The sequence below is a fragment of the Pseudomonas sp. GL_135 genome (genome assembly GCF_057834665.1).
The window spans coordinates 2,753,075-2,765,622 of record NZ_CM174408.1; the positions used below are offsets into that span (position 1 = coordinate 2,753,075).

Sequence of the window (12,548 nt, forward strand, 5' to 3'; positions counted from 1 at the left end):
TTCGAGAGTCCACTGCGTATGCAAACCCTGTCTGTCCCTCTGCAATCTCCCGCCACGCCCATCGCTCACCCCGGCCGCCTGCAATCGATCGATGCCCTGCGTGGGCTGATCATCATCTTCATGCTGCTGGACCACGTGCGCGAGACATTCTTTCTGCACCATCAGGTCAGCGACCCGATGGACGTCGCCCACACCAGCGTCGACCTGTTCATCAGCCGCACCCTCGCGCACTTCTGCGCACCACTGTTCGTGTTCCTTACCGGTCTTTCAGCCTGGCTGTACGGCGAACGGCATGCGGGCAAGGGCGCGCTGTCGGGGTTTCTGTTCAAGCGCGGGCTGGTATTGATCGCGCTTGAACTGACGCTGGTGAACTTCGCCTGGACATTCCAGTTTCCGCCGACGGTGATTTACCTGCAGGTGATCTGGGCGATTGGCTTGAGCATGATCGCGCTGTCAGCGATGGTGATACTGCCGCGCGGGGTGCTGGCGGCGCTGGGACTGGCGATCATCGCCGGGCATAACCTGCTGGATGACGTGCACTTTGCCGCGGGCTCGGCGATGCACATCCCGTGGGCGATTCTGCATGACCGCGGCTGGATCGAGGTCGGCGACAGTCTGCGCCTGCGCACGTCGTACCCGCTGCTGCCGTGGATCGGCGTGATTGCCGTGGGCTACGCCGCCGGGCCGTGGTTTGGCCGCGACGCGAGTGCAGAAAAGCGCGAGATCAACCTGATTGCCTGGGGATTTGGCGCACTGACGCTGTTTCTCGCCCTGCGCGGCATCAACGGCTATGGCGAGAAACCCTGGGTGGAAGGTGACACCACCACGCAGACCCTGATGAGCGTGCTCAACGTCACCAAGTACCCGCCGTCGCTGCTGTTCATCAGCCTCACGCTGGGTGTCGGCTTGCTGGTGCTGGCCTGGCTTGAGCGACAACAGGGCCGGGCCTGGCTGCGACCGCTGGTGACCTTTGGTGCGGCGCCGATGTTTTTCTACCTCATGCACTTGTATGTGCTGAAGTTGCTTTACCTCGGCGCAGTTGCGATCTGGGGCACCACCCAAGGCCAGTACTTTGGGTTCACTTCGGTACTGGGCCTGTGGGGTTGCGCCGCGGTGCTCACCGTCGTGCTATGGCCGGCGGTGAACTGGTTCGCCGCGCTCAAGGCGCGTCGCCGGGACATCGCCTGGCTCAAGTACTTCTGACCACGGCCATGTAGGACCGGCTTTAGCCGGGAAGGTGTCAGATGTCGCGCAGGCTGCGTTCCATGCGCGCCAAGCCTTCCTCCAGCATTGGCCGTGGGCAGCCGAAGTTCAGGCGCACGAACTGGCCGCAGTCGTCGCCGAATTCCAGTCCGTCGCTGAGCGCAACTTTGGCGCGTTCGAGGAAGAACTGCTGCGGGCTCTCAAGCCCCAGGCCGGAGCAATCCAGCCACGCCAGGTACGTGCTCTGGGGCAGGTGCATCGTGATCCCCGGAAAGCGGTTTTTGATGGCATCGGCCAGGTAATCGCGGTTGTCCTGCAGATACGCCACGACTTGTTCCAGCCACGGAGCGCCTTCCCGATAAGCGACTTCGGTAGCCTCCAGGCCCAGTGCGTTGACGCTGTCCACCAGCCCCAGGCGCCCGGCATTGAAACGCTGTCGCAACTCGGCGTTCTGCACCACGGCGAACGCGTTTTTCAGCCCGGCAATGTTCCACGCCTTGCTCGCCGACATCAGCGTCACGCTGCGCGCCGCGATCTCCGGGCTCAGGGAAGCGATCGGCGTGTGCTGACGGCCGTCGAACAGCAGGTCGGCGTGGATCTCATCGGAAATGATCAGCGCATCACGCCGCACACAGGCTTCTCCGATGGCGAGCAATTCGTCGCGTTCAAAGACTTTGCCCAGCGGGTTGTGGGGATTGCTCAGCAGCAGCGCGCCATGGTCGGGCAGGGCGCGTTCCAGTGCCGCGACGTCGGTGGGGTATTCGCCCTGGGCGTCAACTTGGAAGGGCAGATCGATGCGCGGCAGTTTCCAGTTGGCCGGCGCGTGCAGCAGCGGTGAATAGTTGGGCGTCTGCACCAGCACCGCGCTGGATGGCGAGACCAGTGCATGGAGCGCCATGTTCACGCCGGGCTCGACCCCGGGTAGAAATACCAGGTCGTGCGCCTCGATCTGCCAGCCGTACCGGTCAGCGAGATGCTTGACCAGGGTTTCCCGCAACGCTTGCTGGGGCACGGAATAACCCAGCAGCGGGTGCTCCAGACGATTCTTCAGCGCCTGCACAATGGGCGTGGCCACGGGGAAATCCATGTCTGCGACCCACATCGGCAGCACATCTTCGGGGTACTGGCTCCACTTCTTGCTGCCGGTGTTCAAGCGCTGAAAAACGTTATTCAGATCCATGTCCTGGCCTGTCCTGCTCGAAAAAAGAGGGGATTGTGCCAGAGAAAGCGGGGTTGGGTTTGCTGCCGATTTTGGGTTTGTAGGATTAGTCCGTAAATGCCGCTGGAACCGTCTCCTTCGTGCCTCCCCCTCTGGAGTCACACTTTGAAATGCCGCATCTTCGCCCGCTTCAGCCCCTGTCATGGATGAGTTGATCGGTTCTTTATGGACCGGTCGGGGGCGCATTTTCCTGCCAGGGACGCTCATTCATGCTTAACGCAATGCCGCCTTTCTTCGATCACAGTCGCCACACACTTGTTATTCATCGTCTGCCCATTGCGCTCGATGTTCTTGCCTTCGAGGGCGAGGAACAGCTGAGTCAGCCGTTTCTTTATCGCGTGGAGTTTACTTCCGTCGAGCAGGACATCGGCGCCGAGCGGATGCTGGGGAAGACAGCGCAGTTCAGTCTGCATGCTGCGCCTCACACCCTGCCGGTGGCGGTTCGTGGTTTGCCGGTCCCGTCGTTTAAACCGTTGCGAACGTTGCATGGGGTGGTCACGGGTTTTAAGCGGCTTTCCGGTTCGGCTGACGAGGCCAGATACGAGATTACTTTGCAGCCGCGGCTGGCGTTGCTGGGTCGTGGGCGGCAGTTCCGGATTTATCAGCATCAGTCGGTGCCGCAGATTGTCGAGAGTATTTTGCGCACTCGGCATGATTTCGAAGGGCAGGATTTTCTGTTCACGCTGGTGCGGGACTACCCGAAGCGCGAGCAGGTGATGCAGTACGGCGAGAGCGATCTGGCGTTTATTTCGCGGCTACTGGCGGAGGTGGGGATCTGGTACCGCTTTAGCAACGATGAGCGATTGGGTATTGCGGTCGTCGAGTTTGGTGATGATCAGCGGCATTACGTTCGCCCTCGGATCAGTTTGCCGCTCAGGCCTCCGTCGGGGTTGGGCAGCAGCGGGCAGGATGGAGTTTGGGGGCTGCAGGTCAGTCATGAAGTGGTGGAGAAGAACGTTCACTTTCGGGCTTATCACTATCGGGATGCTGGTGCGTGGCTGGATGGGGATGTTGATCAGACCCGGGGAGATTCGACGACCTATGGCGAGGCGTATCACTATGCGGAGCCGTATCGCGTATTGGGCGACAAGCTGGATCAGGATGAGGATCTGCTGGGGGAAAGCGGGTTTTTCTATGGTCGACTGCGGCATGAGCGGTATCTGAATAACCAGACTCGCTTAAGTGGCGTGAGCAGCAGTGCTTCGTTGGAATTGGCGCAGGTGCTGGCGATTTCCGGTGGGGCGCCTCAGGCTTTTGAACCGGGGGCGGTGATCACAAGGCTACGGTTGCGTGCGGCGCGGGATCGCAGTTTCGAACTGAGCTTTGAAGCGATTCCCTATTCCGAGAGCGTTTGCTTTCGGCCGCCGTTGCTGGCGAAACCGCAAAGTGCCGGAACCGTCCCGGCGCGGGTCACCAGCTCGCTGGCCAACGATCCTTACAGTCACATCGACCGCGAAGGCCGCTACAAGGTCAGCTTTCTGTTTGACCGCGACAGTTGGGAGCTGGGTGAGGAAAGCCTTTGGTTGCGCCTCGCCCGACCTTATGCGGGCGATACCCACGGCCTGCACTTGCCGCTGATCTGCGGCACCGAAGTGGCGATTGCCTTCGAGCAAGGCGACCCGGATCGGCCTTACATAGCCCATGCGCTTCATGACAGTCGCCATCCCGATCACGTCACCCTCACGCGCAGCGATTACAAACGCAACGTGCTGCGGACCCCGGCGAACAACAAGCTGCGCATGGAAGATGATCGCGGCAAGGAGCACATCAAACTCAGCACCGAGCACAGCGGCAAGAGCCAGCTAAACCTTGGGCATCTGGTCGACAACGAGAAGGATAAGCGCGGCGAAGGGTTTGAATTGCGCACCGATGGCTGGGGTGCGATTCGGGCCGGGCGCGGGGTGTTTATTAGTGCGGATGAACAACCCAAAGCGCAGGGTAAACAGCTCGATATGTCTGCTGCAGTCGGTCGCTTGCAGAGTGCCGGAGAACAGCTGGAAAAAATCTCGGCAGATGCTGCCGTTAGCCACGCATCCCCGGCGGACGTGCAGGCGCAACTCGATCTGCTGAAACAGGACCTGGACGCGCTCAAATCCTCGGTCCTGCTGCTCAGCGCTCCGGATGGCATCGCCCTGACTAGCGGCAAGCACCTGCAACTGGCCGCGCAAGAAAACCTGATGCTCAACGCGGGCGGCCATGCCGACCTCAGCGTGGTCAAGAAACTCTTCATGGGTATCGGCCAGGGCCTGAGCCTGTTCGTGCGCAAGGTCGGGCTCAAGCTGATCTCCAACGAAGGCCCGGTGAGCATCCAGGCGCAGAACGACACGCTTGAACTGCTCGCTCGCCAGGGAATAAACATCACCAGCACCGAAGACGAAATCCACATCGCCGCGAAGAAGCGAATCGTCCTGAACGCCGGCGGCAGCTACCTAGCCATCGAGCGGTGCAGCATCGAATCCGGCACCGCCGGCGACTACCTGATCAAGGCCGCGCACTTCGATTTCAAAGCGAAAGCGGAACAGCCGATTGAAATGCCAGTCCTGCCGCCCCTGCTGGATATTCCGCCTGAACTGCACGAATTCTGGCCTAGCTTCAGCGGCGGCAATATTCATTACGAGCGGAGCATGATCAAAAATGCCGCGCCGGTTGAACAGCCCGAGCCACTTGAGGAGGAAGAAGAGGAAGAAGAAATCACCGAGGGCATCACTCTGCGTATCGGGCTTTTCTTTGACGGTACGGGGAATAACCAGAGCAATGCGGCAGCGACCGCACAGTGCCGACAATCGGATTTGGACAGTTTCAGTCGTGAAGAGCTTGAGAGCATTGCGGCGACGTGCAAGCAGTATGGGTTTGGGGAGTTTGACGGGAGCGCGTTTAACAGCGCTCCAGATAACAGTTATGGGAATGCGCCAAGTAACGTGGCGTATTTGTATGACTTGTATCCGGACAACAGTACTACTCCACTCAAGGTAGACCAAACGATCGCCTACATCTCCGCTTACATAGCAGGGATCGGCACTCGTAGTGGCGGGGAGGACGACATGCTGGTTGGTCAAGCTCTCGGGCAGGGTGAAACGGGTGTCGTAGCACGAGTTCTGCAAGCGCCAACTTTGGCGTCGAAAGAGCTGGAGCGCTTTCGCCAAACAAATCCTGGGGTTCACATCCAGCAAATCGAGTTCGATATTTTCGGTTTCAGTCGCGGCGCGGCGGCTGCCCGGCATTGTGCCAATGAACTGCTGAAGCCTGCACGTGGAATATTTGAAGATATGCTCAAAGGCGGCGGGTTCGGGCTGTTGAAGAGTTTTGATGCAGCATCTGACGTCAGCATTAATCTGATTGGCCTGTTCGATACTGTTGCGGCCATCTCAGACCCTCTGCATGGGGACTTTAGTCCTGGCGACGACGTTAATCGTGGCGTCAATCTCTACCTGCCACCCGACTGCGCGCGGCAGGTCATTCAGCTACAGGCGCTCGACGAGTACCGCGCCGACTTTTCTCTTAACAACGTGCACCACACGCACCTCCAGATCGGACTGCCGGGCGCCCACTCCGATGTCGGCGGGGGCTATCTGCCACGCGCGCGAGAAAAGCTGTGGATGACGCAGCCCTGCAAGGCCAGCGTTCCAACCGGTCAAAGGGTTGAATCCCACGCCGCTTGGGCCTGCGCAGAGGCGGACGCCAAGGTACTCCGCGAATCAGGCGTGGCCCGCGATGGCTACGTTGCGGTGAAAGCCTGGCCTGCAGCAACTAACCCTCGCGGCAAAGCGGCGCCGGTCATGGAGGACTACTGGCTAACCGTAATCCTTGAACGCCCGGTGCATGGCGAACTTAGTCTGATCGCACTGCGTGTCATGCGTGAGCTAGGCGTGCGTCACGGGGTGCCATTCGACGTCATCACCGATACGGATAAACGCTTCAAGTTACCGGATGAACTCCTGCCTATCGCCAAGCGAATTTTGCAGCGAGTAATGACTGACCGGCTCGTAAGACTTGAACCGGCGGAAGAGGCGTTGCTACGAGCGCGTTACATCCATATGTCCGCGCACTGGACCCCACGAGGCCCCTTCTTACTTAACAAGCCGGCACCGCGAAATCGTAGGAATGTGCATCTCAACCGCCCGCAAGAGGGGTACCCAGAATGAAGCGCCTGGTCTTAGGGGCTGGGTTACTGATCGGTCTGAGTGGCTGCGCAATGAGCCCCTCAATGTCACCGTCCCCCAGATTGCCATATCCAGCATGGTATGTCGGTCTGGCGGCCCCCCAACATATGGAGGTGTGGGTGGAGACGGTTGATGTGATCAATCAGCGAGGACTGAGATTTTTTCGAGTGCATGGCGGAGTCGCGAGTTACACCGGTCAGCCGGAGGGCTGGGGAAATGGCGCGGGCAAGTCGAAGCCTATCAACAACGTCGATCTTCCTGAGCGTATCTTTCTGCGCTGGCAATCTCTGGTTGAGCCGCAAGCCTACAAGATCAGTATTCAGATACCGCAGTGGGTGCGCGATCAGATGATCAAGCCAGAGCAAGCCTTTTGCTTATGGGCAGGCAAATGGGAGGAGGACTATCGCGACGCGATCACCCTTGGAATGGCGCCGGGGGGAATTGTTAAAGTCTGGGTGGGTGGATCTTGCCTGGGATACAAAGAAGTCGGCCGCTTTCAGGCCGAAGTTGAGCCTCGCGGCCCTTACTTGAACAATAAAGGCCTGTATTACCGACCACCAAATCCAGCGGCACAAGCCTGGATAGACCAGCACGGCATTCCGTATGGCAGTTGGTAATGCTGATGCGGCCTCGCACCCATCGCGCCACCGCACAAATGAACGTCTCAGAATCCAGTGCGGCGCTCACTCCGATGTCGGCGGAGGCTATCTCCCACGAGCACGAAAAAAGCTGTGTATGACGCCGCCCTGCAAGGCCAGCGTTCCGACTGGTCAAAGGGTTGAATCTCATGCCGCATGGGCTCGTGCAGAGGCGGACGCCAAGGTCTTGCGGGAGTCAAGCGTTGCGCGCGATGGCAACGTTGCTGTGAAAGCCTGGCCAGCAGCAACTAACCCTCGCGGCAAAGCTGCGTCGGCCATGGAGCACTACTGGATAACCGTAATCCTTGAACGCCCGGTGCATGGCGAACTTAGTCTGATCGCACTGCGTGTCATGCGTGAGCTAGGCGTGCGTCACGGGGTGGCATTCGACGTCATCACCGATACGGATAAACGCTTCAAGTTACCGGATGAACTCGTGCCAATCTCGAAGCGAATCTTGCAGCAGGTAATGACGGACCGACTCGTACGCCTTGAGCCTGCACAAGAGGCATTGCTACGAGCGCGTTACATCCACATATCCGCGCACTGGACCCCTGAGGGTCCCTTCCTTTTCAGCAAACCGGCACCACTTAATCCTAGGAATGTGCATTTCAACCGTCCGCAAGAAGGTTACCCCGAATGAGGCATCTGATATTTGCGGTTGGTTTATTGATCAATCTCAGTGCCTACGCGAGTGGGCCAAGATTACCACCAGCCCCCAAGCTGCCGTATCCGGCCTGGTACATAGGTTTCGCTGCACCCAAGCACATGGAAGTCTGGGTGGAAACCGTCGACGTTCTGGATACGCGTGGACTCGCTTTCTTCAGGGTGCACGGCGGCGTCGCGAGTTATACAGGGAAAGTCGAGGGCTGGCAACAAGGGGTGTCGGGAGGAAAACCTATAAATAACGTCGATCTACCCGACCAGATTTTCCTGCGTTGGCAGTCACTGGTAGAGCCTCAGGCTTACAAGATCAAAATACAAATACCCCAGTGGGTACGCGAAGAGATGATTCGGCCAGAGCGAGCGTTTTGTCGATGGGCAGCCGAGTGAAAGGAAGACTATCGAGAGACGATCACGCTAGGCATGGCACCTGGCGGGATCGTCAAAGTCTGGTTAGGCGGATCATGTCTGGGCTTCAAAGAAGTCGGCCGCTTTCAGGCCGAAGTTGAGCCTCGCGGCCCTTATCTGAACAATAAAGGGCTGTATTACAGAGCACCAAATCCAGCGGCACAAGCGTGGATAGACCAGCACGGCATTCCTTATGGAAGTTGGTAAATCGATTGTCAACGTTCCAAGACGCCGCTTGCGATAATTACTCAATCAAACTAACCGAGAGTCTTCACAACTATGAAAGACATCATCCGCCTAGGCGACCTCACCACTCACGGCGGCGTTGTGCTTCAGGCCTTTTCGCACACCGACCTCAACGGCAAGCCCATCGCCGGGGTAGGGCACAACGTCAGTTGCCCGTTATGCAAAGGTATTTTCCCCATCGCCGAAGGCAGCAGCACGTACGCGGTGGATGGAATCTCCGTTGCGCTGGACGGCATGAAAACCGCCTGTGGTGCGGCGCTCATTGCCAGTGGCCCAAAGGGCGCCGTTACCAGCTGAAATCAAACTGCACTGGTCACCGAAGGGTCTCGCAAAAAAACACGGAGAAATCGACGGTGCAATGCCGTCGGTTTCGCACTGCTCTGCGCTGCTTCAGGTCGATTGCGGTAACCCCTCCATGTTTAACGGGGCCTTCAAGACATCAACACGCCGCCTGTCGGAACACAATCGACCGTTATTAAACTTTCAGCGCCAAACCACTTGTCGGGTCCATCTTCGCTTTCCTGAATTCGAGCTTCAGGCACGTCTCTTTATATCTGTGCGTTCTGCTTAGTTGACCGATCGCCGTAATCGAAACATGAACTTGTCGTTAAAAACCCTGATACGAATTAGCCTGAGAAGGGAGTAACACTATGTTCCTGCACAATAAGCGTCTTCAATACACCGTTCGCGTCGCCGAGCCTAATCCGGGTCTGGCCAATTTGCTCCTGGAGCAGTTTGGCGGCGCCCAAGGCGAGCTGGCAGCGGCCACACGTTACTTCACCCAAGCGTTGGCTGAAGAAGATCCAGGTCGTAAAGATCTGTTGCTGGACATCGCGACCGAGGAGCTGAGCCACCTTGAGATCATTGGCTCGATCATCGTGATGCTCAACAAGGGCGCCAAGGGCAAACTGGCCGAAGGCGTGCAAGCCGAAGGCGAGTTGTACCGTGACATCAACGGTGCCGGTAATGATTCACACATCACCAGCCTGCTGTACGGCGGTGGTGCACCGCTGGTCAACTCCGCCGGGGTGCCATGGACTGCGGCCTACATCGACACCATTGGTGAACCGACGGCGGACTTCCGTTCGAACATCGCTGCCGAAGCACGGGCGAAGATTGTCTACGAACGCCTGATGAACGTGACCACCGATCCAGGCATCAAGGACGCGCTGGGCTTCCTGATGACCCGTGAAATCGCGCATCAGATTTCCTTCGAGAAAGCGCTGCACTCGATCCAGCCTAACTTCCCGCAAGGCAAGCTGCCAGGCATGCCAGAGTTCTCCCGGACTTACTTCAGTATGTCCAACGGCGAGCCGAACGTACGCGGGCCATGGAACAGCGACGCTGATTTCGAATACGTCGAGAATCCAAAGCCGGCAGTAGACGGTGGTGACGGCACCGCTTCGGTCACGTTGAGCGAAGACGATTCGGTCACCCTGACTATGATGAAAGAGCGACTGAAGTCTGACCTGGACGCTGAACCGATGACCGGTGCTGATCTCGGATCAGGTCTGGCACAGGGCAAAGCGGAGTAAAGCTTGAGAGTAGGGTCGGTGCACAGCCGGCCATACGGTCTATGTGATCACAACCGCGTACAGCCTGGAGATTTCTGATGAGCCGTTTACTTGAAGATTCGACGCTCAATGGAGCCAGCGAATTGTTCAGCGATAAAGCCCAGCCGGACTTCACTTCATGTTTGACTCGCTTTGAAGCGGAAGCAGCGACGCTGGGGCGTGGATTCAGAACGGCGTTGTTCGTTCAGCAATCCAAGGCCGGACTATTGCCGAAATCCGTGAAAGGGGTCGACAGCCTTCATTGAGCCTCGGCGTTTCTGTGGCTATTTCACAGTAGCGCTTGCGGACTGGACTGTTTCATCCCCTATGACTCCATCGGTTTTGCCCGCGAAAGCGGGCTTTTTTTGTGTCTGTCGAGGGCGCGGAACGGGATCCCGAAGCAGCAGCGGCACCTCCCGCAATCCGCTGCGTTGCGACACGCTGGACTGATCCGCGATTACCCGCCACTGTATCGGCCTTCGCGCGTGAGCAATGCGTATTTTCAGGCCTGATGCACATCGGGAAAGGGAGCGGATTTGAATCAGCTAAAACGCCTTGAAAGCGGGATCAAGGGCTTCGACGCACTGCTCAAAGGAGGCCTCGTTGCCGGCGCCTCGTACATCATTCAAGGGCGCCCGGGGTCGGGCAAGACAATCCTTGCCAATCAGTTGGGGTTCAACCATGTCCGGCAAAACGGCCGCGTGCTGTTCGCAACGTTGCTTGCCGAACCCCATGACCGGCTGTTTCATTTCCTCTCCACCCTGAGCTTCTTTGATCGCGCGGCGGTGGGCCAGAGCATCCAGTTTGTCAGCGCGTTTGACACCCTGGAGAACGATGGTCTGGACGAAGTCGTGAAGTTGCTGCGCCGCGAGATCACCCGCCAGCATTCCAGTCTGTTGATTCTGGACGGTCTGCTCAACGCGCGCTCCAGGGCAGAAACGCCTCTGGACACCAAACAATTCATCTCCGAGCTGCAGGGGCACGCCGCCTTCGCGGGCTGCACGGTGCTGTTCCTGACCAGCTCGCAACTGGACGACGGCAGTCCCGAGCACACCATGGTCGACGGCGTGATCGAGATGGGCGAAGACACGGTCGGGTCGAGGACGGTGCGTCGGATCAAGATGCGCAAGACGCGGGGCAGCGGCGCGATCCCGGGCGCACATGAATTCGAAATCAACGAGCAGGGCATTTCCATTTACCCGCGTCTCGAATGCATGCTGACCCGAAACGACGCCATGCCCGAATACCCCCACGCCATGCTGAGCAGCGGCATCAAGGGGCTGGACGCCCACATCGGTGGCGGTCTGGTCCGGTCTTCGGTCACGCTGATCATGGGGCCTTCAGGGGCGGGCAAGACTTCACTGGGCATCCAGTTTCTGGGCGGCTGTTGCGCAGAGGAACCAGGGCTTTACTTTGGTTTTCACGAGTCGCCGCAGCGGGCGATGAGCAAAGCACGTTCGCTCGGCGTGGACTTGACGGCACTGCAGGCGTCGGACGCGCTGCACATCGTCTGGTCCCCAGCCTCGGCAGGTCTGATTGATCGCGCCTGTTACGACTTGCTCGACAGGGTAGAGCGACTACAGATCAAACGCGTGTTCATCGACAGCCTCAACGCCCTGGGCCGGGCGGCCGCCGATCAGAGCCGAGTGCCAGACGTGCTTGACGCCTTGCTCAGCGAACTTCGCGCCCGCGGAGTCACGGTGATGGCGGCCTGGGAAGCGCAGCGATTGTTTGACGGCCCCGTGAGCTTTCCTGCAACGGATATCTCCGGCGCCGTGGATAACCTGCTGCTCGTCCAGTTCGTACAGCATCGGACTGAACTTCAACGGCAGGTTTCGATTCTGAAGATCAGAGACAATGCCTACGATCCCTCGCCACTTGAAGTCGTGATGAGCAACGCTGGAATCACCATGAAGAAGGTCTGAGATATGCGATTCGCAACGTGGGGGTGGTCACTACCAGTGAGTTGTTCACGCAGGCGCCCGACCCTCGCGACAGTGTGGGACGTGCTCATCTGATGCCGACCATTCTGATCATTGATGATGAATACCTGATTGCCGATATCCTCAGCTTCGCACTGGAGGACGAGGGCTTTCAGACGGTGGTGGCCGGCAGCGGGCACAAGGCGCTGGACATTCTGGACCGCGAGCGGCCCGACCTGATCATCACCGATTTCATGATGCCGGGCATGACCGGCCTGGAACTCGCCGAGAGCATCAAGGCCCGCGCGATGCACGCCCTGACGCCCATCATGCTCATGAGTGGCGCACAGGCTTACATGGGGGCCGAACGGCCAGACCTGTTTGACGAAGTGATTGAAAAGCCATTTGATATAGACCAGGTCATCGACAAGATTCACGCCCTGTTTAAAGCTCGCCTGTGACGTTCTCCCCGTCCATCGTCATTGCTGTTGAACGAATCGATTCAGCCCAGGGTCGATACTGATAACGCTTACGAG

Annotated in this window: 9 protein-coding genes and 3 pseudogenes; 11 read left to right on the forward strand and 1 reads right to left on the reverse strand. The window is 58.6% G+C overall.

Annotation, left to right across the window (positions count from 1 at the left end):
* Nucleotides 1–18: 18 nt before the first annotated feature.
* A complete protein-coding gene (locus AC3ISG_RS12075; protein ID WP_489299393.1) occupies nucleotides 19–1,203 on the forward strand; it encodes an acetyltransferase domain-containing protein in 1,185 nt (394 codons plus the stop codon).
* A gap of 37 nt (nucleotides 1,204–1,240) precedes the next feature.
* On the opposite strand, the gene AC3ISG_RS12080 is transcribed toward AC3ISG_RS12075, so the two are convergent.
* Entirely contained in the window at nucleotides 1,241–2,383 is a 1,143-nt protein-coding gene (locus AC3ISG_RS12080) for a MalY/PatB family protein (protein WP_489299394.1), read from the reverse strand.
* A gap of 248 nt (nucleotides 2,384–2,631) precedes the next feature.
* On the opposite strand from AC3ISG_RS12080, the pseudogene AC3ISG_RS12085 reads away from it, so the two are divergent.
* From AC3ISG_RS12085 to AC3ISG_RS12130, 10 genes and pseudogenes are all read left to right on the forward strand, one after another.
* Nucleotides 2,632–4,968: pseudogene (locus AC3ISG_RS12085) on the forward strand (type VI secretion system Vgr family protein); the annotation flags it as partial.
* A gap of 774 nt (nucleotides 4,969–5,742) precedes the next feature.
* Nucleotides 5,743–6,564, forward strand: a pseudogene (locus AC3ISG_RS12090) (phospholipase effector Tle1 domain-containing protein); the annotation flags it as partial.
* 125 nt (nucleotides 6,565–6,689) lie between these two features.
* Nucleotides 6,690–7,199 carry a DUF2931 family protein gene (locus AC3ISG_RS12095; RefSeq protein WP_489299512.1) on the forward strand — a complete coding sequence of 170 codons (510 nt, stop codon included), beginning with the start codon at nucleotides 6,690–6,692 and terminating at the stop codon, nucleotides 7,197–7,199.
* Complete coding sequence (locus AC3ISG_RS12100; protein ID WP_489299395.1) at nucleotides 7,186–7,863, forward strand: hypothetical protein; 678 nt, start codon at nucleotides 7,186–7,188, stop codon at nucleotides 7,861–7,863. Before AC3ISG_RS12095 ends, AC3ISG_RS12100 begins: the two co-directional genes overlap by 14 nt.
* A pseudogene (locus AC3ISG_RS12105) lies at nucleotides 7,860–8,498 on the forward strand (DUF2931 family protein). Before AC3ISG_RS12100 ends, AC3ISG_RS12105 begins: the two are co-directional and overlap by 4 nt.
* 72 nt (nucleotides 8,499–8,570) lie before the next feature.
* The gene (locus tag AC3ISG_RS12110; RefSeq protein ID WP_489299396.1) at nucleotides 8,571–8,834 is read left to right on the forward strand and encodes a PAAR domain-containing protein; all 264 of its coding nucleotides are present in this window, start codon (nucleotides 8,571–8,573) and stop codon (nucleotides 8,832–8,834) included.
* Nucleotides 8,835–9,187: 353 nt separating this feature from the next.
* The gene (locus AC3ISG_RS12115) at nucleotides 9,188–10,072 is read left to right on the forward strand and encodes a manganese catalase family protein (protein ID WP_346626006.1); all 885 of its coding nucleotides are present in this window, start codon (nucleotides 9,188–9,190) and stop codon (nucleotides 10,070–10,072) included.
* 77 nt (nucleotides 10,073–10,149) lie between these two features.
* Nucleotides 10,150–10,356 carry a hypothetical protein gene (locus tag AC3ISG_RS12120; protein WP_489299397.1) on the forward strand — a complete coding sequence of 69 codons (207 nt, stop codon included), beginning with the start codon at nucleotides 10,150–10,152 and terminating at the stop codon, nucleotides 10,354–10,356.
* A 270-nt stretch (nucleotides 10,357–10,626) separates the two neighbouring features.
* Nucleotides 10,627–12,015, forward strand: a complete 1,389-nt coding sequence (locus AC3ISG_RS12125) for an ATPase domain-containing protein (RefSeq protein ID WP_489299398.1) — start codon at nucleotides 10,627–10,629, stop codon at nucleotides 12,013–12,015.
* 92 nt (nucleotides 12,016–12,107) lie between these two features.
* On the forward strand, nucleotides 12,108–12,473 hold the full coding sequence (locus AC3ISG_RS12130) for a response regulator (protein WP_122537251.1): 366 nt from the start codon (nucleotides 12,108–12,110) through the stop codon (nucleotides 12,471–12,473).
* The last annotated feature ends 75 nt before the right edge of the window (nucleotides 12,474–12,548 follow it).

Coding starts and splice junctions, on each gene's coding strand:
- AC3ISG_RS12075 (WP_489299393.1), top strand. CDS start 19: ATGCAAACCCTGTCTGTCCCTCTGCAATCTCCCGCCACGCCCATCGCT.
- AC3ISG_RS12080 (WP_489299394.1), bottom strand. CDS start 2,383: ATGGATCTGAATAACGTTTTTCAGCGCTTGAACACCGGCAGCAAGAAG.
- AC3ISG_RS12095 (WP_489299512.1), top strand. CDS start 6,690: ATGGAGGTGTGGGTGGAGACGGTTGATGTGATCAATCAGCGAGGACTG.
- AC3ISG_RS12100 (WP_489299395.1), top strand. CDS start 7,186: ATGGCAGTTGGTAATGCTGATGCGGCCTCGCACCCATCGCGCCACCGC.
- AC3ISG_RS12110 (WP_489299396.1), top strand. CDS start 8,571: ATGAAAGACATCATCCGCCTAGGCGACCTCACCACTCACGGCGGCGTT.
- AC3ISG_RS12115 (WP_346626006.1), top strand. CDS start 9,188: ATGTTCCTGCACAATAAGCGTCTTCAATACACCGTTCGCGTCGCCGAG.
- AC3ISG_RS12120 (WP_489299397.1), top strand. CDS start 10,150: ATGAGCCGTTTACTTGAAGATTCGACGCTCAATGGAGCCAGCGAATTG.
- AC3ISG_RS12130 (WP_122537251.1), top strand. CDS start 12,108: ATGCCGACCATTCTGATCATTGATGATGAATACCTGATTGCCGATATC.